Annotated in this window: 23 protein-coding genes and 1 pseudogene; 9 read left to right on the plus strand and 15 right to left on the minus strand. The window is 45.6% G+C overall.

What is annotated here, in order from left to right:
• Positions 1-64: 64 nt before the first annotated feature.
• Together HMPREF1705_RS03275 and HMPREF1705_RS03280 are read right to left on the minus strand one after the other, a co-directional pair.
• Entirely contained in the window at positions 65-1,600 is a 1,536-nt protein-coding gene (locus HMPREF1705_RS03275; RefSeq protein ID WP_009202341.1) for a DUF2193 domain-containing protein, read from the minus strand.
• Positions 1,601-1,794: 194 nt separating this feature from the next.
• Positions 1,795-3,012 (minus strand): MFS transporter, encoded by a 1,218-nt coding sequence (locus HMPREF1705_RS03280; protein ID WP_370739589.1) that lies wholly within the window; start codon positions 3,010-3,012, stop codon positions 1,795-1,797.
• Positions 3,013-3,386: 374 nt separating this feature from the next.
• Between HMPREF1705_RS03280 and HMPREF1705_RS03285 the strand changes: the two genes are divergently transcribed.
• From HMPREF1705_RS03285 to trpA, 6 genes are read left to right on the plus strand one after another with little or no spacing between them, the layout of a single operon-like run.
• Complete coding sequence (locus HMPREF1705_RS03285; RefSeq protein ID WP_009202339.1) at positions 3,387-4,763, plus strand: anthranilate synthase component I family protein; 1,377 nt, start codon at positions 3,387-3,389, stop codon at positions 4,761-4,763.
• A complete protein-coding gene (gene trpD / locus HMPREF1705_RS03290) occupies positions 4,756-5,781 on the plus strand; it encodes an anthranilate phosphoribosyltransferase (protein WP_009202338.1) in 1,026 nt (341 codons plus the stop codon). Before HMPREF1705_RS03285 ends, trpD begins: the two co-directional genes overlap by 8 nt.
• Positions 5,778-6,527 carry an indole-3-glycerol phosphate synthase TrpC gene (gene trpC / locus HMPREF1705_RS03295; RefSeq protein WP_009202337.1) on the plus strand — a complete coding sequence of 250 codons (750 nt, stop codon included), beginning with the start codon at positions 5,778-5,780 and terminating at the stop codon, positions 6,525-6,527. The genes trpD and trpC overlap by 4 nt, the downstream gene beginning before the upstream one ends.
• Before the next feature lie 2 nt (positions 6,528-6,529).
• Complete coding sequence (locus HMPREF1705_RS03300; RefSeq protein WP_009202336.1) at positions 6,530-7,147, plus strand: phosphoribosylanthranilate isomerase; 618 nt, start codon at positions 6,530-6,532, stop codon at positions 7,145-7,147.
• A gap of 18 nt (positions 7,148-7,165) precedes the next feature.
• Positions 7,166-8,350: a tryptophan synthase subunit beta gene (gene trpB / locus HMPREF1705_RS03305; RefSeq protein ID WP_009202335.1), complete on the plus strand. Its 1,185-nt coding sequence runs from the start codon at positions 7,166-7,168 to the stop codon at positions 8,348-8,350.
• A 2-nt stretch (positions 8,351-8,352) separates the two neighbouring features.
• Positions 8,353-9,150, plus strand: a complete 798-nt coding sequence (gene trpA, locus HMPREF1705_RS03310; RefSeq protein ID WP_009202334.1) for a tryptophan synthase subunit alpha — start codon at positions 8,353-8,355, stop codon at positions 9,148-9,150.
• An 83-nt stretch (positions 9,151-9,233) separates the two neighbouring features.
• On the opposite strand, the gene HMPREF1705_RS03315 is transcribed toward trpA, so the two are convergent.
• From HMPREF1705_RS03315 to HMPREF1705_RS03355, 9 genes and pseudogenes are all read right to left on the minus strand, one after another.
• Positions 9,234-10,031 carry a putative hydro-lyase gene (locus HMPREF1705_RS03315; protein WP_009202333.1) on the minus strand — a complete coding sequence of 266 codons (798 nt, stop codon included), beginning with the start codon at positions 10,029-10,031 and terminating at the stop codon, positions 9,234-9,236.
• Positions 10,028-10,801, minus strand: coding sequence for a LamB/YcsF family protein (locus tag HMPREF1705_RS03320; RefSeq protein WP_009202332.1), 774 nt, complete (start codon positions 10,799-10,801; stop codon positions 10,028-10,030). Before HMPREF1705_RS03320 ends, HMPREF1705_RS03315 begins: the two co-directional genes overlap by 4 nt.
• Positions 10,802-10,834: 33 nt before the next feature.
• A pseudogene (locus HMPREF1705_RS11240) lies at positions 10,835-11,894 on the minus strand (5-oxoprolinase subunit C family protein).
• Positions 11,891-12,613 carry a 5-oxoprolinase subunit PxpB gene (gene pxpB, locus HMPREF1705_RS03330; protein WP_009202329.1) on the minus strand — a complete coding sequence of 241 codons (723 nt, stop codon included), beginning with the start codon at positions 12,611-12,613 and terminating at the stop codon, positions 11,891-11,893. Before pxpB ends, HMPREF1705_RS11240 begins: the two are co-directional and overlap by 4 nt.
• A gap of 96 nt (positions 12,614-12,709) precedes the next feature.
• Complete coding sequence (locus HMPREF1705_RS03335; RefSeq protein WP_009202328.1) at positions 12,710-13,942, minus strand: NRAMP family divalent metal transporter; 1,233 nt, start codon at positions 13,940-13,942, stop codon at positions 12,710-12,712.
• 32 nt (positions 13,943-13,974) lie between these two features.
• Entirely contained in the window at positions 13,975-14,511 is a 537-nt protein-coding gene (locus HMPREF1705_RS03340; RefSeq protein WP_009202327.1) for a macro domain-containing protein, read from the minus strand.
• Between the two features lie 153 nt (positions 14,512-14,664).
• A complete protein-coding gene (gene proS / locus HMPREF1705_RS03345) occupies positions 14,665-16,104 on the minus strand; it encodes a proline--tRNA ligase (protein ID WP_040348845.1) in 1,440 nt (479 codons plus the stop codon).
• A gap of 24 nt (positions 16,105-16,128) precedes the next feature.
• On the minus strand, positions 16,129-16,377 hold the full coding sequence (locus HMPREF1705_RS03350) for a glutaredoxin family protein (RefSeq protein WP_040348843.1): 249 nt from the start codon (positions 16,375-16,377) through the stop codon (positions 16,129-16,131).
• Between the two features lie 29 nt (positions 16,378-16,406).
• Positions 16,407-17,324 carry an AEC family transporter gene (locus tag HMPREF1705_RS03355; RefSeq protein ID WP_009202324.1) on the minus strand — a complete coding sequence of 306 codons (918 nt, stop codon included), beginning with the start codon at positions 17,322-17,324 and terminating at the stop codon, positions 16,407-16,409.
• Between the two features lie 119 nt (positions 17,325-17,443).
• Here HMPREF1705_RS03355 and HMPREF1705_RS03360 point away from each other — a divergent pair, with 119 nt between their 5' ends.
• Positions 17,444-19,717 (plus strand): DEAD/DEAH box helicase, encoded by a 2,274-nt coding sequence (locus HMPREF1705_RS03360; RefSeq protein WP_111089546.1) that lies wholly within the window; start codon positions 17,444-17,446, stop codon positions 19,715-19,717.
• Entirely contained in the window at positions 19,714-20,874 is a 1,161-nt protein-coding gene (locus HMPREF1705_RS03365) for a ribonuclease H-like domain-containing protein (protein WP_009202322.1), read from the plus strand. Before HMPREF1705_RS03360 ends, HMPREF1705_RS03365 begins: the two co-directional genes overlap by 4 nt.
• A 113-nt stretch (positions 20,875-20,987) precedes the next feature.
• Here HMPREF1705_RS03365 and HMPREF1705_RS03370 read toward each other — a convergent pair whose 3' ends face one another.
• The gene (locus HMPREF1705_RS03370; protein WP_207382498.1) at positions 20,988-22,364 is read right to left on the minus strand and encodes a sodium:solute symporter family protein; all 1,377 of its coding nucleotides are present in this window, start codon (positions 22,362-22,364) and stop codon (positions 20,988-20,990) included.
• A gap of 4 nt (positions 22,365-22,368) precedes the next feature.
• On the minus strand, positions 22,369-23,634 hold the full coding sequence (locus HMPREF1705_RS03375; protein WP_057940676.1) for a lactate racemase domain-containing protein: 1,266 nt from the start codon (positions 23,632-23,634) through the stop codon (positions 22,369-22,371).
• A 147-nt stretch (positions 23,635-23,781) separates the two neighbouring features.
• On the opposite strand from HMPREF1705_RS03375, the gene HMPREF1705_RS03380 reads away from it, so the two are divergent.
• Entirely contained in the window at positions 23,782-24,264 is a 483-nt protein-coding gene (locus HMPREF1705_RS03380) for a ribonuclease H-like YkuK family protein (RefSeq protein ID WP_009202319.1), read from the plus strand.
• On the opposite strand, the gene HMPREF1705_RS03385 is transcribed toward HMPREF1705_RS03380, so the two are convergent.
• Both HMPREF1705_RS03385 and pepF read right to left on the minus strand, forming a co-directional pair.
• Positions 24,261-24,461: a heavy-metal-associated domain-containing protein gene (locus HMPREF1705_RS03385; RefSeq protein WP_009202318.1), complete on the minus strand. Its 201-nt coding sequence runs from the start codon at positions 24,459-24,461 to the stop codon at positions 24,261-24,263. The genes HMPREF1705_RS03380 and HMPREF1705_RS03385 overlap by 4 nt on opposite strands.
• A gap of 27 nt (positions 24,462-24,488) precedes the next feature.
• Positions 24,489-26,306 (minus strand): oligoendopeptidase F, encoded by a 1,818-nt coding sequence (gene pepF / locus HMPREF1705_RS03390; RefSeq protein ID WP_009202317.1) that lies wholly within the window; start codon positions 26,304-26,306, stop codon positions 24,489-24,491.
• Between the last annotated feature and the right edge of the window lie 5 nt (positions 26,307-26,311).

Genomic DNA, 26,311 nt, shown 5'->3' on the forward strand with positions numbered 1-26,311 from the left:
TTACCCCCTTTGCATATTAAGGGGGCCGGAATTTCTCCGAACCCCCCATTCTACAAGACTCTAGCTAAACAGCTCTATACCATTCACAGTATCCGCAGGGGCCTGCCCCTTCGCCTTTGACGTAGGGGACGTTTCTCTTGATGAGCTTCGTCACGGCACATCCTTTGCAGGCTCTAACAGGAGCACCGGGCATACCGGGATTCTTGGCCACGATGTTTGTCATCAAAGTGGCGGTAGTGCATTCGGGTGTCAAGTAGCACGGAAAATCTGCCAGTGCCATCAAAGCAGCAAACCTCTGAGTTATAGCGCAGGCAGGATAGGTGTACCTTTGAGGATTGCTCACTATTTCGTGTTTGTCAATTGGCGAAAGGTCTACCTCGATTCCCTTAATTTTACCACCTGCTCCAAGGGGACTGATATCCAAAATTTCTTCCCCTCTCAATATTACGTCCATGAAATCCACGTTGTGGAGTTCGTCGGCCTCCCCTCTCTTCGGGTTCATGGCACAATAGTTATAGAACCGCTTTGTAAGAAGGTCAATTACCATAGGAACAGTGAAGCTATCAAGCCATAGGGTATAAGCCACGGCGCATGCCGGGGCCCCAGTAGCGACTGCCAAAACGTCCCACTCGCTTTTGAAAGCCCCTTCTTTCAAACCCTTCTTAAGGGTATTTTCAAAGACCTGCATTACAGCATCGTATATCCCAAAGACCATGTCGTTTTTAAACATATTGTACGCCGATTGTGAAATGTGATGTCCCACATCGCCGACACAATAAGCCGGAACAGCCGTTATGTTGGCCGGATGCACGCCGGCCTTCAAGGCAGCCACAACATAGGGACGCATTCTTTCTTTATATTGTGCCATATACTTTCTCACATCGAAGGAGCTGTGAGGACCGTGTCCACCTAAGTTATGAGTCTCCATGAGCCTTGCCTGAGCTTCCACAGGTTCCTTATATATGAACTGGAACTGTTTTACCTCTGCATCTTCCGCCTCGGCAGCCGATTTCCCTGCCTCAATGGCAGCTCGAAAGGCAGCACCAAAGCCATAGGATGTATTCATGCCCCAGGATTTGCAAGCAAGGATTGTCTTTTTGTCTTTGTCCGGAATATCTAATCCGAGTAAAATTTTGTTCACAAGATTAGGCACGGAACCTACGGACATCGCAAAATCAACAACACATGTAGGGCCGTACATGCCGCCATATCTGCGAGCCGCTTCGCGCCCTATCAATGCCCTGTTTTCGCCGATAGCCTCGATGAACTTGTCCATTGATTTTTTGAAATCGGGGTCTTCCTCATAGAGTATTTCGAGTATGGGCGGGGTTTGATAATGTTCCACAAAGGGATCATCTTCCGGCCGAATATAATCGGTCAGCCCTTTTAAAATTTCGTAATGGGCATTGACCGACTGGACGTGAAGATCGATGACTTCCTTGCACTGACCCTCGCCTACGGACATCTTGTTGACCGCATCGACATAGGGCTTGCAGTCATCCAGCCTAAACTGACCACCGCGTTTTTCTTTTATCACAAGAAAAACGGACTTCGTGGCATCAATTGCTTCATTAAGCATCTTTTCAATTAAAGTAACCATGAAACCCTTCCCCCTCCTCAGTTTTTAAATTTCTCTCTAACAGAATATGGGCCCAATTTTATCTCCCATTTCTCACCCCCTCTGTTTTGAATGAATTAATAGACATACTGCCTTATTTTAATTCTCGCAGGGCATCCCTACTTTGTCAAGAAGTGCTAATGAAATGATATATCCATTTGTTATTCAGTGCTCTCTTACCTGGCGGTCTCGCGGGCAAAGATGTGAAAAACACAGGCTATACATATAACAAATGAAGCGTTCAAAAGTATCGGTGTCGAAAAACCTCCCCTATCGGCAAGCCAACCCAACATAACCGGCCCAACCACGAAGCCAATATCGCTTATTGCCCTATACAATCCCATACCTATCCCGTATTCCTCCCGCGACAGGGTATCTGCCACGTAAGCAGATATAACGGGTCCCGCTAAGCCTATGCCGGTACCCATAACCATAGCACTAACGATTAACGACCAATAGCTTCTGCTGAAGGCCACCAATGCCAATCCTATGCCCAAAGCAACGCTCCCGGGCGTTATTAAAATTTTCCTGGGAAGTCTGGCGGATAACCTGCCAGCGACAAGCAGTGCCAAAAACTGAAAAATTGTTACCACAGTCAAAACTGTACCTATAAGCGAGGCCGAAAGGTCCAATCTATCTGCTCCAAGCAAGGGTATGAGTTGGTTTTGCGTGCCGGTACGGGTGAAAAATATACCGAAGGTCACAAGCGAACCAAGCAGGAATTCTTTCTTTTCAAATAACTTCAATATGCTTCCCATAAACGTTGCTCCAGGCCTGGCATCTCCGCTTTCATCGATAGAAATGTCGTCGCAAATCTCCCTTACCGTCTTAGGGGACTTAGTTTCAGGTAGTTTAAAGTAAGCCCAGGCTGTAGCGAAAACCGCCATGAAGGCATAGACTATGAAGGGAGCTCGAATGCCCCATATATCAGCTATGTACCCCCCAAGAGTCGGACCAAGCCCTGCACCGATTAATATGGCGCCTTGATAAAAACTCATCATGGGACCTCTGGTCCTGACGTTGCTAATATCGGCAAGCATGACCATCGCGGCTGTTGTATATAAACCGGAGCCCAGACCCTGCAAAAATCTGAAAAACAACAGCTGCGGGTAGGTCTTGGCCAGGGCGCAAAAAAAGGACGCTCCCCCAAGTAAAGCAGGCCCGGCAATCAACATGGGCCGCCTTCCCAATACCTCGACCAATCTTCCGGCAGGAATATCCACCAAAATTCTTGCAACGCCAAATCCTGTAATCAAAAGTCCGACCATGGCGATATTTACTCCAAATGACCTCGCATAATGCGGTAATATAGGACTAACAATTCCAATACCTATCATCATGATTATCGCTATTGTACACAACACGATCAATACTTCTTTTCTCTTCCTCAACATTACACCTCCATAAAATCTATCTATTCGCTTAAAAACAATCACATAAATAAATACAAAAAAATGTTTTTACCACTTGACAATATTTATTAGGCCATGATAAATTCTACCCAACCTGACGAAAGGGGCAATAGCAATATGATAATACTTAATAATCACAATATAAAGAACAATAATTGGTGGTGGCAGGCTCGCTGAGTCTGCCTGCCGCGGCCTAGATAAATTTTAGGGAGGGCCAGGGAGGCAGATCCCACAAGGATCAGTCTTCGTGGCCCTCTGTTTATATCCAAGTGTAATAAAACCGGAGGGCCCTCTAAAGAGGACTCTCCGGTTTTATTTTTAGAGATTAATTTTACGAATATGAGGAGTGATGAGAAATGTATGTGCAAAGAAAAAAGTCACTGGCGACAGTTTCAGACAATACAAACCTCAAATCACCATACGATAACTTAATAGTCGAAGATAAAAGGGGTTTATGCGAGATATTGAAATACTACGAACCGTCTTTTTTGATGGAATTCAATGATTATATCGTTATTGGCACTTCTCCAAAAAGAATCTTTCAAGCTAAAAAAGACGAAACTATCGTATTAGACCAGGATGGGCGAGAGAGCAAATTCCCCAAAAAGGACTTCTTCAAAATAGTCGATGAATACCTTAAAGAAAAGAGACCCTGTCCGAACAACTACGCGCCCTTCGACGGAGGACTTTTAGGATACATAGGATATGACATTATATCGGACTCGCGCTCATCTTCGCCCTTCCCCGATGCCTTTTTATTCGAGCCAGGGGTTTATTGCGTTGCAGATAAGACTACCGGAAAGATTATCTCTTCCAACCAAAGGGCGTTCTTCGATGAATTGCACTCTGAAACAGCCTTTGAAGCTCACGGATATGAAGATGTGCCTTTAGAGTTAGAGTCCATCCCGTCGAAGGAAGACTTCATCAGCATGGTTTCCGAAGTATTGGAACGAATAAAAAAGGGCGAGGCAACTCAGGTCGTCCTATCAAGACAAATCAAATCCAAAGACGTTTTTTGCCCTCTCTCGTTGTACAAAACATTAAAAACCGTTAACCCCTCCCCCTATATGTTCATCATGAATTTCGACGGGAAAAGTCTGATCGGGTCCTCTCCGGAACTTCTTTTAGGGATCAAGAATGGAGTCACCCTTACCAGACCGATAGCAGGCACCAGGCGGCGGGGCAAAGATCTCGATGAAGACAATTTCTTCGAGATGGAGATGTTGTTTGACGACAAGGAACGGGAGGAACACATGCTTTTGTTGGATCTCTCGATGGAGGAGTTCAGAGGAATATGTCTGAAGGAAAGCATCAAAGTGTCTAAGTACTTTGAGGTGGAAAGGTACAGCAAGGTCATGCATCTCGTCTCTCAAGTAGAAGGTAGGCTCAGAACTGATATCAGCGCAATCCAGGCTCTGCAAGCCTCCTTTCCGGCAGGGACGGTAACGGGAACGCCTAAGGAAGTCGCCATAAAAATTATAGGCGAGGCGGAGCCCTTTTCGAGAGGTCCCTATGGTGGCGCAATAGGATACATAGGGTTTAATGGTAACTTAGAGATGAGTATTGCCATTAGGTCCTTCATGCAAACCGATGAAGGGCTGACAATTCAGGCCGGAGCAGGAATAGTCGCGGGTTCCGACCCGAAAAGAGAGTTTTTAGAAACGCAAAACAAAGCAGCAGGCTTGATCGAAACTTTAAAAATTGCGAAAAACAGGAGGGATAACAATGCTTAAAAACTATATTGAAAAACTTACCGTAGGAGAAAACCTATCTTTCGAAGAGATGCACGAAGCCGTGATGGCAATCCTCAACGGCACCGCATCCCAAATAGAGTCTGCAGGTTTTTTAGTAGCTCTTAGGAGTAAAGGTGAAACCGTCGAAGAAATCACTGCCGCAGCAAAGGTAATGCGGGAAAAGGCAACTAAAGTCACCGCCCCCTCTACGGCCATAGACACCTGCGGCACGGGCGGAGATGGGATGGGCACGTTCAACATCTCAACTATCGCGTCTATCGTGGTAGCTGGCGCCGGCATTCCTGTGGCCAAGCACGGAAACCGCTCCGTTTCGAGTAAAAGCGGTAGCGCCGATTTGATTGAAGCTTTAGGAATTAAAATTTTGTCATTTCCCGAAATGATAAATGAAGCAATATCCAAGGTTAACTATGGGTTCCTTTTCGCTCCTAACTTTCACAGGGCTATGAAAAACGTGGCTAGAACCAGAAAGGAACTGGGTATCAGGACACTTTTCAACCTACTCGGCCCTTTAAGCAACCCAGCCTTCGTAAACTACCAGATAATGGGCGTATACGACGACTCTCTGACTCGACCGATTGCAGAGGTCCTAATGAACCTGGGGCTTAAAAGCGGAATGGTGGTTCACGGCCATGGAGGACTGGACGAACTGTCTCTCAGCGGCCCGAATCACGTCGTCTATTTCAAGGGAGGACAAATGAAAGAATTTTACCTCGCTCCCGAAGACGTAGGATTGAAAAAAGCTCCCATAACAAGCTTATTGGCTAACTCGCCCCAGGAGAACGCAAAAATTGCGTTGGAGATCTTCAACGGCAAGGAATGCGGCCCTAAAAGGGACGTAGTTACGCTGAATGCAGGTGCTGCCCTTTTCGTTGTCGGAGCAGCCGGCGATCTCGCCGAAGGAATAAGGCTCGCCGCAAATGTTATCGACGAGGGCCTTGCTGCAGATATACTTTACAGAATTGTTAAATTCACAAATAGCTTCGGTGAGGCTGCATGATACTAAATCAAATTGCAAGAGAAAAAACTAAAGAACTGATAATTCTCAAAGCCCCTAAAAGATCGCTTTATGAAGCGTTGGACAAGCCTGGCATCTCAATAATTGCCGAGATCAAAAGGGCCTCGCCCAGCGCTGGCACGATCTTGGAAGATATCAATATTCCGTTGCGAGTCAACCAATACGAGATCGGAGGAGCAAGCGCTATTTCGGTAGTCACTGAAAGGCATTTTTTCAAGGGAAATATAGGCATGCTTAAAGAGGCCAAGAAGGCGACTCCCCTGCCAGTTCTCCGAAAGGACTTCATTATAGACAAAATCCAAGTCTATGAAAGCCTGTTTGCCGGGGCTGATGCCCTTCTTTTGATCATCTCTCTGATCGAAGAGGAGAAGAAATTAAGGGATTTGTTAAATCTAGCCTATGAACTTGGAATGGAAGCTCTCGTGGAAGTCCACGACGAAGAAGAACTGATAACAGCCCTGAAATGCGATGCCAAGATCATAGGGTTTAACAACAGAAACTTGAAAACCATGACCGTTGACGTCAACCGATGCGAGCACCTTATGTCTTTTTTCAAAAAGCTCGACCCAAAAAGCAAGAGGAAGGTAGTGGCAGAAAGCGGGATGAAGACAAAGGAAGATGTAAAAAGGCTAAAGGAACTGAACTTCGACGGTCTTCTTATCGGCGAAACTTTGATGCGCTCTTCTTCTCCAGACAAGACCATCAGGTCCTTACTAGGTGGGGAATAACCATGAGGGTAAAGATCTGCGGACTGACCAGAAAAAATGACGTAGAGGCCACTCTAAGGGCGGGAGTAGATGCAATCGGCTTTATATTGGCACAAAGTCCGAGGAAAGTAGATTTAGACACAGCCAAAAAACTGGCCTGCTGCATTCCGCCTTTCGTTTCAGTCGTAGCTGTAGTAAAAAATCCGACAATTGGATTTTTGGATGAAGTCATAAAGTCCAAAATCTTCGATATGGTCCAGTTTCACGGAGAAGAAGATCCAAACATCATATACGATTGCCCCCTTAAGACGATTAAAGCCATACCCGTAAAAGATGAAAGAGACCTCCAAGCTATATCTCGTTATGTCCATGTTACTAATTTTTTTCTCTTCGATGCTAAAGCGGGACCCTTTTCGGGAGGGACGGGCAAAACCTTCGATTGGCGAATAATCAAAGGCATTGACCCGGGTAAACCTTTTATACTGGCAGGCGGCATAGGGCCAGAAAACATAGAAGAGGCCATCGAATTTGTAAATCCACATGCAATTGACGTTAACAGCGCCGTCGAATCTTCTCCGGGAATTAAAGACGAGAAGAAAATTTACGGACTCATGGAAAAGTTAAAAAAACTGGAAATATAAATTTTAGGAGGGATAAAATTGGATCTTAAAGGATATTTCGGAAGATTTGGAGGAAGGTTCGTACCGGAGACACTAATTCCGGCCCTGGAGGAATTGGAAGAGGCCTTTTATGAAGCCATAAACGACGAGGCCTTTATGGCACAATATCGATATTTGTTGAAGGATTATTCCGGAAGACCGACGTCGCTTTATTTTGCCGATCGCCTCTCGAAGCACCTTAGCGACATCAAGCTTTACCTCAAGCGCGAGGATTTAAATCACACGGGAGCTCACAAGATCAACAACGTCCTTGGACAGATCCTTCTAGCTCTTCGCATGAACAAAAAAAGGATAATAGCCGAAACCGGCGCAGGACAACACGGCCTGGCCACGGCCACGGCGGCGGCCAAGTTTGGCCTTGAATGTCACATCTACATGGGATTGGAAGACATGCATCGCCAAGCCCTAAACGTCTACAAGATGAGGACTTTGGGGGCCGAGGTCATACCGGTTACTTCAGGCACGATGACGCTCAAGGACGCCACCAACGAAGCCATCAGAGATTGGGTCACAAACGTGTCGACCACTCACTACGTCATAGGCTCCGTCGTCGGCCCCCACCCCTATCCCATGATGGTGCGCGAGTTCCAACGCGTAATAGGAGATGAAACGAAAGAACAAATACTGCAAAAGGAGGGTCGCCTTCCCGACCTTTTGGTTGCCTGTGTCGGCGGGGGAAGCAACTCCATGGGAATGTTCTATCCCTTCGTAAACGATAAAGATGTGAAGATGGTCGGAGTCGAAGCGGCAGGATACGGAATAGAGACAGGGCAGCACGCCGCAGCACTCACAGGAGGTAGCGTTGGCGTGTTGCACGGATCGCGCTCTTATATCCTTCAGGATGAGAACGGCCAAATTGTTCCTGCAGTTTCCATATCGGCAGGCTTGGATTACCCGGGGGTAGGTCCTGAGCACAGTTTTTATCATGAGACTGGCAGAGTTCACTATACCCATGCCACAGATGACGAGGCCATAGAAGCCTTCAAGCTCTTATGCGAAACGGAGGGCATAATCCCGGCGTTGGAAAGCGCCCATGCCCTTGCATTCTTAGTGAGAGAACACAAAAACATCGAGCCGGGAACGCTCGCAGTCCTATGCCTTTCCGGTAGAGGAGACAAGGATATGGAAGCGATAAAGGGAAAACTTTTCGAGGAGGAGATGTAATTATGAGGACATTAAGCGAGGCTTTCGATGCCGGCAAAATACTCATACCCTACATAGCAGCCGGCGACCCGGACCTTGATACGACTGCCGAGATCATAGGGGAGCTGGACAAATTAGGGGTGGGGATCATAGAAGTGGGTATGCCTTTCTCAGATCCGCTTGCAGACGGACCGATTATCCAGGCGGCATCCCAGCGCGCATTAGCCGGCGGAACTAATATATCGAGGATATTTGAGATGTTGGAAGAGTTAAGGGACGTCAAAACACCCATCGTCTTAATGGGATATTTTAACCCCATTATGAAGTATGGCGAAAAAAGCTTCATCGAAGATGCCCTCTCCTGCGGAGTCTCTGGCGTGCTAATACCAGATCTTCCCTTCGACGAAGGCAAAGAATTTTACGATATTTGCTCTGAAAAGGGCCTGTGCCCCATCTACATGGTAACGCCAAACACCAAAGAAGAAAGGCTGTCTCAAATCGAAAGGAAAGCACGGGGATTCCTGTACTGCGTGTCTCTCCTTGGCATAACAGGAGATAAAAGAGGACCCATAGAAGGGATAAAGTCCTACATGGAGAGAGTAAGAAGCCATGTCTCCGTCCCCCTTGCCTTGGGTTTCGGCATAGACAGCCCCGATAAAATAAGAGCAGTAAAGCCCTACGTCGACGGAATAGTAATAGGAAGCGCAATAGTGAATATCATCTCTGAAAAGGCTGATATGGGAAGAAAGGCCATCGTCAACGAAGTATCGGTCTTTACATCCGCACTCATCGATGCCCTGAGAACAGCTTTGCAACCTTAAACGCCTGATCATACCTAAAGACCCTTCTCTCCACACATTAAAAGGAGCGAGGATAAAAAGATCTCGCTCCTTTTAAAAACTCCTTAAAATATGGCGTAATCGGAATCCTTTGGATCGCATACAAACATATGTCCAGGAGCATGAGTTATTGCAAAGGGAGGCTTGCTTGCCATTAAGGCTGCCTGAGGAGTAACGCCGCAGGCCCAAAAGACGGGTACCTCTCCTTGGTTTATAGGAACGGGATCGCCAAAATCGGGTCTGTTTATGTCTTTTATCCCTATGACAGAGGGCTCGCCAATGTGTATGGGAGATCCGTGAACTGCGGGAAAACGTCCCGTGGACAAGACGGCCTTTGGCACCTGATGAGCTGGAATTGGCCTCATGCTAACTACCATTGGGCCGGAAAGCCTCCCGGCCGGCACGCACTGGATGTTCGTTATGTACATCGAGACGTTGCAGCCGCATTCGATATGACGCACAGGGATTCCGGCATCAAGCAAAGCGGATTCGAAGGTAAAGGAACAACCCAACAAAAAGGCAACAAGGTCATCTCTCCAACAAGAGATAATATCTGTCGGTTCGTCAACTAATTCGCCTCTTTCCCAAACCCTATACTTGGGCAAATCGGTGCGAAGGTCGGCTCCCCTTGCTACAAGCTTGGGCTCGGGATCCCCAGGTTCCGTAATATCGAGTACAGGGCAAGGTTTCGGATTACGTTGTGCGAACACGAGAAAATCGAATGCCCAATCCTTCGGCAATATGACCAGATTTGCCTGCACGTGCCCCTTGGCCATCCCGGCAGTGGGACCCGTCCACTCCTTATTTCTGATCGCCTGTCTGACTTCTTTGGGGCTCTTTGAGGCGTAATCTATGGCTTTCATCGTCTAATCACCTCTGATATGGGCATTATCTCTATACCTGCCGCCTCTAAACCTTTTCTGATTTCGGTGGCCATTTGAACGGCCTTGGGCGAATCTCCGTGCAAACATATGGAATGGGGCTTAAGGTCTATGACATGACCGTCTATGGTCTCGACTTTGCCTTCCTTAACCATGCGAACTACCCTAGCCACTGCCAAGCTGACGTCATGTATCATAGAACCCTGGACCTTACGTGGCACCAACGTGCCATCCGCTTGATAAGCTCTATCGGCAAAGGCCTCCGCTGCATAGGGCACGCCAACTTCCGCTGCCGCCTTGTCGAATTCGGAATTAGCCAAACCAAGCAATATCAGTCCTTCTCCTGCATCCTTGACAGCCTGTGCTATGGCGACAGCGAGTGCACGATTTTTGGCCGCTTGGTTGTATAAAGCTCCATGGGCTTTTACGTGCTGCAGTTTAGCGCCGACGGCATGGCACGCTGCCTGCACGGCACCTATCTGGTACAGAGTGTAGGCATAGACTTCATCTGGCGTTACGTCCATATTTCTACGTCCAAAGCCAATTAAATCGGGATAACCGGGATGGGCTCCTATGGCCACATCCTTTTCTTTGGCAGCCCTCACTGTTGAAAGCAACACTACGGGATCCCCGGCATGAAAGCCGCAGGCTATATTGGCAGAACTGACGAACTGCAACACAGCATCGTCATTACCCATCTTCCAGGCCCCAAAGCTTTCGCCAAGATCGCTGTTTAAATCTATGGCATACATGAAACACACCTCCTCAGAACATCTTTATAAAATTCAATCGACCTCTTCAACGGTTACATCATAAGTCACTTCTTGAATCTTCAGCCTCATGCGATAAGCTTCTTTCCTGACCGTTCCCTCTCCCGGAAAAACCTTGCGAGTCCTGTAAGAAGCTCGAAGCCTTAAAAGCTCATCTATTTGTTCCCTTCCGACCTTCACGACAGCTATGGATTCCTCAAGGGTTATAGACTTAAAACGTACCTTTTGTCCCGGCATTCGCTGCGCTAAATTGGCTATATCGGGGGTGCAAAGCACTGCTATTTTTGCATAGCCTCCAGTAGTCTGTCTGTCGGCCAACATGCAGATAGGCTTGCCATGCCCGGGAACCTGAATTGCCCCTAAGGGGATGGCATCTGAGATAATATCCGCTCCGGATTTGTGCTCTATAGTCTCTCCCTCAAGCCTATAACCCATTCTGTCCGCCTCGTTAGTTATGGTGTACTCCGATTCCAAAAAGGTCTTGATTCCCTTTTCCGTGAAGGCATCGTCTTGTGGCCCCAGGACCACGCGCAATGGAGAATCTTCGCTTCTGTCCGGTCTCAGATGCTCGGGGCATTGAAAATCAGCAGTCTGCCATGTCAAAGGTTTAAGAGGGCCCGTGGAAAGGGTGTCTTGTGCTTTAAGAGGGCGCCCTTCCAAGCCGCCTACTTTGATAGGTAGATTTGCTTCCCATTACCACCGGGACATCGATGCCGCCCGATAAGCAAAGGTAGGCTCTGCAACCTCTTCCCTTGGGTGAAGCGACTAAAATTTCGTCACCGGATTTTATCCTAATCGATTGCCACATAGGCGCAGCGACACCGTTAATATTAAACCCCAGCTCCGCTCCAACTAAGGCAATCAGCCCTTCCCCTTCCGTCACAATCAATTTAGGTCCCATGGCCGTAATCTCCAAAGCAGCTTCCTGAGGATTGTTTCCCACCAATATATTCCCTATCTGCAGGACCTGCGGATCCATTGCCCCCGCAACCGGCATCCCCTTTCCCTGATATCCCCATCGGCCTAAATCCTGAACGGTCGTCAGCAATCCCGGAGTTTGCACTTCCAATATCATGCTACATCACCGCTTTTTTGCAATATTTCAGGCTTGTAAGTTCTCGAGGCTACTTCGGATGCAATTTCGTCGTATTCCTCCTTACCGATGCCTTTAAATCTAACCCACATACCGGCATCGATCAAAAAAGGTTGTTCGCCTTGAGGATCAAAAAGCCTCAAGGGCGTCCTTCCAATCAGTTGCCATCCTCCAGGGCTATCTATGGGATATATGCCGGTTTGCTTTCCCGCGATTCCCACACTCCCCGCGGGAATCACCTTTCGAGGCTCCTTCAACCTTGGAGTAGCGAGACTCTCGTCCATCCCTCCCAGATAGGAAAAGCCAGGCGTAAAACCCAACATATAACAATAGTAATCCGGAGCTGTATGTCTGCGTATAATTTCTTCTTCCGAAATCCCCGTATGGCTTGCAACATTTTCCATATCGGGCCCAAATTCCCCGCCGTAACAGACGGGAATTACTATGACAAGTCCTCCTTTGGAAACTTCTCCTTTGGTCCTTTGGGCCATACTTTTGAGCTTTTCAAAGAAGAGGCCTATATCGCCTACAGCAAGAGGATCAAAATAAATTGCCAGGGACCTGTATGTTGGGACCAGCTCTACAATGCCGTAAAGATGTGAGTTTTCAATGTATCGGCGAAGCTGTTGAACCCTGGCGTTTATTTTCATATCTATACTGTCCCCGAATTCAATAACTACTGCACTATCACCGGCACACATGATCTTGGGTTCAAGATATTCGGCCAATTAAACACACCCCTTAATGCCCTAAAATAAAGGGCAGAAGGTGCTAATGGCCTTCTGCCCTTAACAATCCTATCCGAACATAGTAAATATTCTGCCCAGCGAAATAACGCCCATCCACAACGTGATGGCCACCATGAGGTACCCCGTAACGGTCAACCATTTAGGATGTCGATACTCGCCAACTATATCCTTTCTGTGGGCGGCGAGCATGACCGACAACAAGGCCAAAGGAAGGATCAATCCGTTGACCGAACCGGCGAAGATCAACAGCGTCACGGGTTGACCTACTGTAATTAGAACTACAGTAGAAGTAACGATGAATCCTATGATCCACCAACGATTATTCTTCTGAATTCCTTTAAATAAAGTCTGCAAGAAAGATATGGACGTAAAAGAAGCGCCTACGACGGATGTGATCCCGGCAGCCCAAAGTACCACTCCAAAAATTCTATAGCCAATCTCGCCTGCCCCCAACCTAAAAGCAGAGGCCGGAGGATTTTGCGGATCTAAAGTGTGACCTGCCCATACAACGCCAAGGATTGCCAAAAACAGGAGTATCCTCATGATACCTGTTATAACAATACCGTTAGTTGCCCCTCTCGTCACGTCCTTTATATGCTCAACACCGCATATTCCGGCGTCCAAAAGCCTATGAGCCCCGGAAAAGGTGATATACCCGCCGACGGTGCCTCCGATTAACGTAATGATGACCATCCAATCAATTTGGGAGGGCATGAAAGCTTCTTTAACCGCTACCCCAACAGGCGGTTTAGTAACAAAGACTGTATATAAGACCAAAGCTATCATGATAAAACCAAGTATTTTAGTGAACTGATCCATAGCTCGTCCCATTTCTCTGTATAAGAATAACATGATGCCTATACTGGCACTAATAACTGCTCCCCATGCAATGGGTATCCCTGCTATTACATTTAAACCCATAGATGCTCCGGCAACGTTTCCTATGTTAAACACCAATCCACCCAAAGCAACTAAAAAGGCTATAAAATATCCTAGACCGGGAAAGACTTTGTTTGCCACGTCTTGGGCACGCATCTTAGATACGGCTAGTATTCGCCATACATTTAACTGGACTATCAAGTTAATAATAATGGAAATTAAAATTGCAAAGGCAAAAGAGGCTTTAAGCTGGTTAGTGAAGACCGCCGTTTGCGTAAGAAACCCCGGACCTATCGAGGATGTGGCCATCAAAAATGCGGCACCCAACAGTATGCTTAACGTCTCTTTTCTACTCCTTTGCCCTACATCGTCAATGCCATTTTGAGATTCTATCTGTGACAATTAATCCACCTCCCAATAGTTTGCATAGCTTTTCAGGAAACTATTTCTTCTAGTGCTTCGGCAAAAACCTGATAGGGCTCATCTCCATATAGATATATGGCAATTTCTTTTAGCGATGTATCCTCTTCTTCTATGTAATACATCATTTCTTCCAACATTGCCCTCGCACACGTCTCGTAGTCGATGGAACCAACGCCCGTACCCAAAGCCGGAAAGGCAACGCGCTCGATCTTCAATTCGTCACAACGCATTAGCGCGCTTTGAGTGGCCTCTCTTATCGACCGCTCATTTGTTTTAAGATCTTGATCCATCACCACAGCATGAATTACATAGTCAACTTTCAGTTTTCCGGCCCCGGTAACCACCGCTTCCCCCACTTTTACCGGCCCTTCGGAGACTGCTTCTTTCTCTATTGCGTCACCCCCTTTTTTCTTTATCGCTCCAGCAACCCCAGAACCCATCCAAAGGTGATTGTTCGCAGCATTGACTATGGCATCTCCATCGTATGAAGTTATATCTCCTTTATAAAGCCTTATCGTAACAGCTTTAACCTTTGCTTCTGTAAGCATCTTTCTCCCCCCAAGGGAAATATTAGATAGTATTTAACTATATGATAGTACACACATGACAATAGACTCAATTATTATCGAAGCTCGCAATAACTTTAAACTATATATAAAACATCTGCCGCCTATTGCACAGACAAAAATATTTCCATATAGCTAATAGGCCTTGGCAAATACGGCTAATTTGCCACCCTTTTTTTTCGTATAAAAACACGTCCCCTCAGTTGGCTCGTTTAACAGGAAACATCGTATGGTAGCGGTGGTTGCTTCCTTTATGGTCTTCTCATCCTCGGGAGAGCCAGCAAAGTATGCTTTGATAAACCCTCCTTTTTTGTTTAAGACCTCATTGAATTCCTCAAAGGAAGTCACGAGATAGGTGTTTTCCTCTCTGAAAGATCTTGCCCTCCGGTATAATGTGTTCTGTATATTTTCTAAAAGCCTGGGAACTTCTCTCTCTATTGCATCGAAGGATATGTTTACCACCTCACCCGTATCCCGTCTTACAGCGCGCAAATGAGATGACTTCATCTCCGCTTCTCCCAACTCCAATCGCAGAGGAACGCCCTTTTGAAGATGATAAAAGAATCTATCGCCCGGACGCATATGAAATTGAGTATCCAAAATAACCCGATTTGCTCCTAAAATTTTCTTAAGTCTTTCCAAGATCTTTTGTGCTTCGGGCAATATTTTCTCCTGTAACAGATTTTGGTCAGGAGTTATCGGTAAAATTACAGTTTTAACGGGCGCAACATTTGGGGGCAATACCAGGCCATCGTTATCAGCATGAGTCATGATAATTGCACCTATCAAACGCGTGGAAACACCCCAACTTGTTGTCCAGGCGTATTCCAATTCCCCATCCTTATTCTGAAATCTTATGTCGAAGGCCTTTGCAAAATTTTGGCCTAAAAAGTGGCTTGTTCCGGCCTGCAGTGCACGCTTATCTGTCATCATAGCCTCGCACGTATAAGTGTTTTCCGCTCCTGGAAATCTTTCTCCTTCCGACTTCTCGCCCGTCAGCACCGGAAGAGCCAGAACCTCTTCCATGAAAGAACGATAAACTTCCAACATTCGAAGAGTCTCTTCGAGGGCTTCTTCTCTCGTCGCATGGGCAGTGTGCCCCTCTTGCCACAAAAACTCAGAAGTGCGCAAAAACAGCCGCGGCCTTTTCTCCCAGCGAAGAACGTTACACCATTGATTTATCAGGATGGGAAGATCTCTCCACGACTGTATCCATTTGCTGTACATGTGCCCAATTACCGTCTCCGACGTCGGCCTGATAACCAAAGGCTCTTCCAGCTCTTCGCCTCCGGCGTAAGTAACGACAGCGCACTCCGGGGAAAATCCCTCAACGTGTTTGGCTTCCTTCTCCAAGAAAGAACTGGGAATCAAGAGAGGAAAATAGGCATTTACGTGCCCCGTCTCCTTGAAGCGCTCGTCCAGTTGGCTTTGTATGGATTCCCATATTGCATACCCCGTAGGGCGGATGACCATGCACCCCCTCACTGGGGCGTAGTCGGCCATTTCTGCAGCTTTTATTACATCCAGATACCACTGCGAATAATCTTTTTCTCGTGGTGTAATATTCCGAGCCATCTTCATTCCCTCCGCAATCTCGATCTACAAATTGATTATCCCTTCGTCCTCTAGGAGGCTCAATAGACGATCTTTGTTGAAACCAACCACGAATTTGTCCCCTATTTGAACCACGGGCACAGCCAGCTGATGAGTTCGCCTGACAAGCTCCATAGCCGCATTTCTATCGCGACTAATATCCACCACCTCAAAACCTATCCCCTTTTCAGATAAAACCTCCTTAACTTTTTCGCAAGCCGGACAGGATGGGCTCGTATAAACCTTGATATCCATAAAAGTATCACTCCCCATTTGCCAATAATTTAAAACAAAATAGCAACCCATAAAGGAATAGTTATTAACGAAACAAAAGTGCTAGTTGCGATAAGCCTGGCTGCATAGTCATGATCCATATTCATGCCCTTGGCAACAATGAATGTGTTTACAGCAACAGGCATTGCAGAAACTAGTATAACAGCGTTTCTAACATTATGGCCAACCGGCCAAAAGGAAAATAAAAACATGAGCAAAAGAGGATAAACGGCGTTTTTCATCAGAGTGTCGATCCAAGTTTCTTTCAAAGATTCGCCCATTTCCCTCAAGCGTATGTTTGCTCCCAGGGCAAGCAACGCCAATCCTGTGGCCGAATTGCTTAATATCTTAAGGGATTCGTCAATCCACAAAGGTAAATTGATGCGAAATATTTCTGAACACACCATAGCAAAAATACAAGAAATTATTAAGGGATTTTTTGCTAATTCCTTTAGCGTCTTTGAAACAGCGTTAAAGTTAAGTTTACCGTAAAGGCCGAGCTGTCCGCATGCAACGGAAAAAATATGGTAACCTACAAGCGATATCCCTAAATATTTGGATGCTGCCGTTACCCCTACCTTCCCCATAACCAAAGAAACAACGGGTATCCCCATATAAATGTTATTCGACCTCATGCAGGTCAGGAGGGAAACCCCCCGCCTTTGAGGATTTTTCTTCCACGGAGACATCACAAAAGAGACAGCGGGCATGATAATGAAAGAAACATACACAACATACAATAAATTTAGATCCTCTTTCGCAAATCCTCCTGAATAAAAGATGCTCCTGAAAAGAAGGGCCGGCAGTATTCCCCAATATAGAATGTTTTCCAAATTACCTACATCGCCTTTGATAACTTTTATGCGCCGCAAAAACCATCCCAATCCCATAATTGCAAATATGGGCAATACCACAGCTACATACTTCACAAGGCATCTACTCCTCTCAAAGAAAGACGCAGGGATCTCGAAAAATTATAAGCTACTTTTAGAAAAATTAATTACCGATCCTCTATCTAATGCTAAACTTTAATTGGAGGTGTATAAGCTTGGAAGCGCTCATGCACAAGAAAGATTTAACGGAATTTTTAAAAACACTTCAAATTCTTCCCGGGGAAATCGCTGCCTATGAAAAGATCCCCGCACAAGAGGCAAAATTTGGACCGTGGCCGAAAATCGACCCCAGACTTTCTGAATCCTTAAAAAAACTGGGCATAGAGAAACTATATACACACCAAACAAAGGCTATCGACCTTGCAATGGCCAATAAGCACCTAGTTGTCGTCACCCCAACTGCATCCGGAAAAACTCTATGTTACAACATACCGGTAATACATTCAATTTTACAGGACCAATCTTCAAGATCCCTTTACATATTTCCAACAAAGGCTTTAAGTCAAGATCAATTAGCTGAGATTAACGCGATAACAGAGGGAATCGATGTTTCTATAGCGACCTATACATATGATGGAGATACTCCTCCAAACGAGAGATCGAGGATCAGGGCTGCGGGACACGTTGTAATAACAAATCCAGACATGCTGCACACAGCGATCTTGCCTCATCATACCAAATGGATAAAGCTCTTTGAGAATTTAAAATACGTGGTAATTGATGAACTTCACACATATAAAGGAATTTTCGGATCCCATCTGGCGAACGTGATAAGGCGACTTAAAAGGATTTGCGCTTTCTACGGATCACATCCAACCTTCATTTTCTGTTCCGCCACCATTTCGAATCCCGGGCAATTGGCCGAAGGGCTGATCGAGGAACCCGTTGAGTTGATTGCCGAAAACGGGGCACCGAGGGCAGAAAAACACGTAATGATTTACAACCCTCCACTGATCAACAAAGGGCTCGGGATAAGGGCGTCTTCTATTTCTGCAACGGCAGACATTGCAACTCAGGCAATAGCCAATGGGATAAGCACTATAGTGTTCACCAGGTCAAGGATAAACGTTGAACTCTTGTTGACATATATCAGGGAAGGCCTCAAAAAGCTGCGTATAGACGAAAATCTCGTCAGTGGGTATCGTGGCGGATATTTGCCCAAGGAGCGAAGAAAGATTGAACGAAATCTCAAAAGCGGAAAAATTTTGGGCGTCGTTAGCACAAACGCCCTGGAGCTTGGGATAGATATAGGAAGCCTCTCTCTTGCCATAATACACGGCTATCCGGGCAGCATTTCTTCCGCTTGGCAACAGATCGGCAGAGCCGGCAGGCGTTTCGGGCATTCTGCGGCAATAGTAGTGGCCTCTTCCGGACCTCTTGATCAATTCATCGCCACAAAACCGAGTTACTTTTTTGGAGGATCACCCGAGTTGGCGAGGATTAATCCAAATAATTTATATATTTACGTCAATCACGTAAAATGTTCAGCTTTCGAGCTGCCCTTTTCCGAAGATGAACCCTTTGGTTCAACGAAACCAAAAGAGGCGCTCGAATACCTGGCCCAATATGACATCTTACATAAAGCCGGGTCAAGATATTTTTGGCAAAGCGATTCCTTTCCCGCACAGGATATTTCTCTAAGAAGCGCGACGAACGATAACTACACGATCATCGACATCACTGAAAAGCATAAGCCTAAAGTAATTGGAGAGGTAGACAGGCCAAGCGCGCCAATGCTGATCCACCCTGAGGCGATATATTTTCATGACGGAAAAAGCTATCAGGTAACCGAACTGGATACTAAGGGTTTGCGTTGCTATGTGAAAGGTGTATCTGTGGACTATTATACAGATGCAGATCTTGCTACGCGTTTGCAGGTTCTGGATATATTTAAGGAGGACGGCCATTGGGGTTTAGGCGAAGTTTTATTGAGCTTTAGACCTACGGTTTACAAAAAGATCAAGCTCATGACTCACGAAAATGTCGGATACGGACAAATTTACATGGACGAGGAAGAAATGCACACAACCGCATGTTGGTTTAAATTGGGAAAAGAATTCACAGACTCATTAAATGAAAGTTTCTTAAGTTCTGGACTTTTGGGTGTCTCCCATCTGATGAGAGTTGTCGCACCTTTATTTTTAATGTGCGATCGAGGCGATATAAGAGTACATCACATGGTTCGAGATCCCTTTTTTGAAACACCCAGTATATATATTGCAGACAATGTTCCCGGCGGAGTTGGCTTAGCGGATGGAGCCTTTGCCTTAAAGAAAAAACTAATAGATGCGGCCTCTGAGGCAATATATAATTGTCCCTGCGAGAATGGTTGTCCTGCCTGCACAGGCGCCTTGGGGGCAACAATGAATGCAAAATATGCCACCATCGCTTTGCTCGATATTTTAAACACACAAGAGGGTTTAAGATGAACGACTACATGCCGTTACACATGAAATTTCTGCTAGACAGCTCAAAGAAGAAAAATGAAGAAAGAAAAAGAACCCTTGTAAGAGGCCTCCCCCCGGGACGATTTTTGGACGATGAGGTATATTTTTGCGAGAGTAAGCATGAAATGTCGCCCTACAAAAACCGAGGTGAGTTGGAAAATCACTTACAAATCCTTTCTCATTGGGGAGCGAAAGAACCGTTGGTCTTTTTTGACCTGGAGACAACCGGGCTTTCCGGAGGTACCGGCACTTACGCTTTTTTAGCAGGAATAGGCATGCTCGATCAAGATCAATTTATCGTTCGTCAATTATTCTTGTGCTCACCAAGGGCCGAAGGAATCTGGCTCCAAAAACTTATGGAAATAATTCCCTACAAACCTTCCTTCGTGACATATAACGGCAAAAATTTCGATCTTCCACTCATCAACACTCGCTTTATCCTATCAAGGATAGAACCTATTGAACCGACAGGACATTTAGATCTACTCCACCTCGCAAGAAGACTTTGGAAAAAGCGGATAGGCTCGTGCACCCTATCCAATGTGGAAAAGCAAATTCTTGGCATCGACAGAAAAACCGAGGATGTCCCGGGATTTCTCATACCTGAACTTTATGCTCAATTTCTTAAAACAGGAGACGCTTCAGGATTAAGTGGCGTATTTTATCACAACGAGATGGATATTTTGTCGCTTTGCATGCTCTTCAATAAAGTGGCAATGACTCTTTCCGGAAGGAGCACCGATCCACACGAAATCGACATGGCCGGAGATGCTTGGTATAACTACGATTTAAATAAGGCCAGCCGCTTATGGGAAAAGGCATCCTTGCTAACTCCTCCTGCAAAAAACGCCATATGGAAGCTGGCAATTGAATACAAGAGGCAAGGAGATCATTGCGAAGCTTTGTCTCTCTTCAAAAAGTTATATGACATGGAATACAAAAAGATAGACGTCGCCGTTGAAATATCCAAAATCTATGAACATCAACTCAAGAATGCAAAAGAAGCCCTACTTTGGGCCGAAAAAGCCATGGATAATTTTCTTAGGTATAGACCTTTCTTATCTTCGATAAGAAAGGGGAAAATGGCCGATCTAACTAAACGAACAGATCGGTTAAGAAATAAAATCCGCCTACGTTGATGCAAAACACTATAATTACATACTTAAAGCCATTAAAGCCTTTGATAAAGGCTTTAATGGCTTTAAGTATGCAGTTGCTACATTAAATTAAACTTTCTTGCTTTTTACCTACCCTATTTATTAGTAATCAGAGAAACAACTACAAAAACCACAAGGGAAATTAAAGCAGCGAATATCTCCACAGGGGCTCCAAACAGCGAAACTCCGCCAACTATTCCCCATAAAGCAACGATCGAGCCTACGACCAAAGAAGCTAAGGCTCCTGCTTTAGTGGCGCCCTTCCATAAAAATCCTCCGATGACGGGGACAAATACACCTGCAGTGTACATAGTGTAGGAATAAATCAGGGCATCTATGATACCGGGTACCATCAATGCAATTACCAAGGCTAATATACCAATGACAAAAGTAGAAATTCTTGAAATCTTAAGCAATTCTTTTTCTTGATCTGTTTCGCTAGCATGAAATATTTCAATCCAGAAGTCCTTTACAATATGAGATGTGGCAGCTGATAACAATGAATCTGCCGTCGACATAATGGCAGCCAACAGCGCAGCAAGGATCACTCCGCCGAGCAATGGTCCCATCATGTTCTTTAATATCCAGGGTACGGCCATCGACGGATCTTCCAGATCTGCCAAAGCATTGGCACCCATGCCCATAATGGCAGGGAAAAAGCTGACTATTACCAAAACAATGCCGCCTACCAGGGCAGCTCCTTTAGCTGTTGTCCCATTTTTAGCAGAAAAAAGCCTTTGGTAAAAGTCTTGGCCTATAAGAGTGTACATCACTGTAGGGACGAGCAACCACATGATACTTGCGGTTCCCATTCCCCATATGCTCAAATATTCCGGCCCTACGGCTTTCGCTTGAAGAAGCGATTCCAGACCTCCAAAACCTCCGGTATGTCCCAAAACTATAAATGCTGCAACTATAACTCCGATAGCTCCAAGAAGCATCTGTATTAAATCGGTTAAAGTTACAGCCCACATCCCCCCTGCAGTGGTGTACATGATGAAGACAAGGGTCGCCAGAATTGCTCCGGTATTTCCGGTTATTCCCAAAATACCCAAAGCTCCTCTGGCCGAAAGCACCTGTGCTGCCAAAATTCCTATTAAAGCAACTATAGAAAGCAATGAACCGAGAGCCCTAATAGTCTTGCCACCATAGCGCTTCTCCAGGTAATCCGGGACGGTATAAAAGGCCAGATCGCGAAATTTTCTCGCCGTAACCAAACCCAATAAAATTAATCCAATGCCGCAGGAAACACCATACCACGCTCCGGACAACCCATACCTGAAACCATACTCTCCGCCACCCATGACTGCACCGCCCCCAAAATGCGTTGCAGCAAGAGTAGCGGCACAAAGGACAATTCCGAGCCTTCTGCCCGCAAGCAAAAAGTCAGTCATCCCCTTGACATAAACCTTGCCAACCCACCAACCTATTAAAAGAAGCACAGCCATATAAAATATAACTATGTATAACACCGCTTCACACCTCCCTCTTAACTTTCTCTACGTGAACAGCATTCCCGGTAGGTATGTACAAAGCCCTTCCGGCAAAAGCCTCGCCCAAAACGTAATTTGCTGCCTCTTCTATATTGTCTGTTATAAGTCCCGGAAAGGCAACGTTCTTGTTTTTTGTGACTAAGGCACACCGTCGCCCCTGAAGCTCGTGAACCGTTTTAGTAGCTATATAAGCAGGAATTGTAAAATCCTTCTTCAGTTCCTCTATCGCTACAACTAAGTCACCCATTGCAAGCCTCATAAATCTGTCGAAAATGGGAGTGCCCATGCCTTCCCTGAGCTCCGCAACCAAAATTATGCCTCCCCTATCTTTGATGCCATGATATACAGCCGTCAGCGCTTTTGTCGCCTGGTAAAGCTCTAAATCATAGGGATAACCGCCACATGAGACAAAGGCAACATCTGCAAGCTCATCCACCCATATGGTCTGTAAAGCCTGAGCTTCTCTTACTCCTTTTCTCCAGGCCTCCAAGAAATTCCCTGCTACATACGAATGTGGTTTTCCTCTCTCGTCAGTTATTACGTTTAAAAGAAATGATTTTTTGTCCTTCAAAACAACCTTTGTATATTCTTCCATATCTAGAGCTACAGGGTTTTTATCGAGCTCGCCACAGGTAACTTTTTCATTAAATTCATTTCCGATCAATCCGTTACGGTGGTTTGCCTGGATCGATTCTCTTGAACTTATGCCCGGAATTATGATTTTTCTTCCCCCTGCAAAGCCGGCCAAATCGTGATAGCAAATGCCTCCCAAGAGGATCAAAAGATCTGCCTCATAGGCATCTTTTTGTATCACTATAGGTGTGCCGCGGCTGGTAACCTTACCGGTGTCCGTTAAATTTTCGGTAGATTGATGACACAGGACATGGTCTTGAGGTTTTCTCGCTTCGCCTAAAACTACCCTTTCTTCATCACTCGACATCCTGCGATGTTGACCTGTAGCTATAAGCCAAGTTACCTCACCTACGCCTGCTGTGCTCAACCTTTTTCTGACGGCTACACACATCCTGTCTATTCCCTGCCAGGCTCGCGTGATATCGGGCACTAAAACGACAACCTTGCGGCAACCGGCAGCAAGTTCTTCCAAACGAGGCGATTCTATTGGAGAATTCAAAGCCTGCTCTACGTCGACGGGTCTTACTTCTCCAGCTCGAGTTGTCGTATTTATTATGTCATACTGGCACTCCCAAAGAAGGGTATCGTCGCCCATTTTAAAAGCCAATGATTTCATAAAAGTCCACCTCCCACTGTCAATAGATTAACATAAAAAACGATCATTTGAAGCATAAAGTGTAGCGAATCCGTAAGACTGATGCAATATAATGTGATCTAAAATATAATAGAATTTAACCCTTGACGAAGAAGGAGATGATCTTTTGTGTTCGTTAGCCCTACTTACGGTCCTCTCGAACTCGACCAAGTGATCAAACGAATGTGCAACTTTATGGCTCAAGAGGGAAATTATCGGATAATAGTTGGAACCGATTCACAACTTCTAATCAGCAGCACGCTTTTCGTTTCCGCAATAGTGGTCCACAGAATTGGACGGGGTGGGATTTATTTTTACAAAAAAACCTACGATTCAAAACCCTACTCCATCAAGGAGCGCATCTTAACGGAAACCTCGATGAGCCTTACACTTGCAAGCGAAATACTCCAACTTCTCGCCCAAGACATTATCCTCTGCGAACAATATAGACAATTACTTGAGATACACCTCGACGTCGGAGAAAAGGGTCTTACGAGGGAGATATTAAATATGGTCGTCGGCATGGTAAAAGGAAGCGGCTACGTGGCCCACATAAAACCTGATGCCTTCGCCGCTTCCTGCGTAGCCGACAAATACACAAAGAGCGCTTAGTTTTTTAACGTGGCTTTGTATCCGATTTCGTCCAGAGTTTCTATGACACTTTCAATGTCATCGGTATCTGCTTCGACCGTCTTGTTTTCCAGGTTCACTTTAAATTCCGTTAAACCCAGCTCTTCTAAAGTCTTGGAAATTCTTTTAACGCAATGTTGACACGACATATCCGGAACGTCCAGTATGAAATGCGCCATCCATAAATCTCCTCCTTACTTTACTTTTTACCCTTCTAGTATCAGTTCTTTTAACGTGTTCAAATCTTCCTCAAATTTTTTACAAGTCATTTTCAATGGTTGAGGTGAAGTCATATCCACTCCCGCTACCTTCAAGGCGTCAACGGGATCCATGGAATCGCCCAAGGAAAGAAACTTCAAATAGCGATCCACCGCCTGCTTTCCGTCTTTCAATATGCTCGCAGCAATTGCAGTGGCAGCCGAATAGCCGGTGGCGTATTGGTAAACATAATAGGCATTATAAAAGTGCGGAATTCTGGCCCATTCCAAAGGCAATTCTTCATCTATAAATAAAGTATCGCCGTAATGCCTTTCATACAAATCTCTCCATATGGAGCTAAAGTCTTCATTCGTTAAGGGAACACCTTTCTCCAATCTTTCGTGCACTTGAAGCTCAAATTCCGCAAAGAGCAATTGCCTGTAGACCGTGGTGCGCACCTGTTCCAATCCATAGTTGATCAAATAGACCTTTTCGGCTTTAATGTTAGCTCTTTTAATCATGTGTTCAAGCAATAATATTTCGTTAGTCGTTGAAGCGACCTCGGCCGTAAAAATGCTGACACCGGAATATACGTAAGGTTGGTTTTTAAAAGTAAAATGGGAATGCATCGCATGTCCCATTTCGTGAGCCAAGGTGAAGACGTCCCTGAAGGTCCCGTTGAAATTTAAAAGCACGTAGGGATGTACTCCGTAAACGCCCCAAGAGTAGGCCCCATTCCTCTTGCCCCTGTTTTCGTACACATCCAACCACCTGTTTTCGAAGGCTCCCAAAAGAGCTTTCCGATACTCATCGCCCAGAGGAAACAGGCCCTCTATGACGATATTTTTTGCTTCATCAAAGCTGTATCTCGTCTTGGGTTCCGGAAAAAGAGGAACATAAAGGTCATAAAAATGCATCTCATTCAGGTTTAAAATTTCTTTTTTAAACAATACATATTGCCGAAGGGGAAACAGCCATTGGTTTATCGTTTCTAACGCTTTTTCATAAACGATTGTCGGGATGTTCTCGGGATGAAGCGAGGCCTCCAGTGTTCTGTCGTAATTCCTCGCTTTGGCATAAAACATGTCCTTTTTTAAGCTTCCCAAATAGGTGGCAGAAATGGTATTTTTAACTTTTTTATAACTTGAGAAAAGACCTTTAAAAGCATCGCGACGCAAACGCCTGTCTCTGCTGTGTAAAAAATATGAATACCTTTCCTCGGATAGTTCCACCTCCGTTCCTTCTTCGTCTTTGATCTTCGGGAACTCCATATCTGCATTTGTTAAGAAGGAAAATATATCTTCGGGAACTCTCGCCACATCTCCGGACATGGCAAGCAATTTTTCCCCCTCAACAGAAAGAATATGACCTTTAAGGCGCATTATCCTGGCAAGTTCAACCCTGTATAAATCAAGGCTAGGGTCCTCGGTTAAATACCTTTCGACTCCCTCCGGACCCAACGATATTATGTTAGGTACAAAAGAGGATACTGCCTCGGAAAAGCGCAGATACATCAAAGAAGCGCGTTGCACCATGGATTGAGCCTTTGTATCACGGGCATCTTCGTGACATTTAAAAGAAGCATAGGCATAAAGTTTTCCCAACTCCTCCGCAACTTCGTCCCTGAGCTTAAGAGCATTCAAAAGCGATCTGGCCGAAGATACAATGTCCTTGCCGGCTCTTTGCAATTCCTCCACCTTAACTTCCAGATTACGTAACCTTTCGTCCCAGGCCTCTACATTCGGATAGAGATCTTCCAGTCGCCACTTATATTCCTCCGGTATTTCATCCCTCTCGGGAATGTCTGAAATCCTTTCTTCGGACATAAAGA

The organism is Acetomicrobium hydrogeniformans ATCC BAA-1850, from assembly GCF_000160455.2.
In the GTDB taxonomy this organism is placed as follows: Bacteria; Synergistota; Synergistia; order Synergistales; family Acetomicrobiaceae; genus Acetomicrobium; species Acetomicrobium thermoterrenum.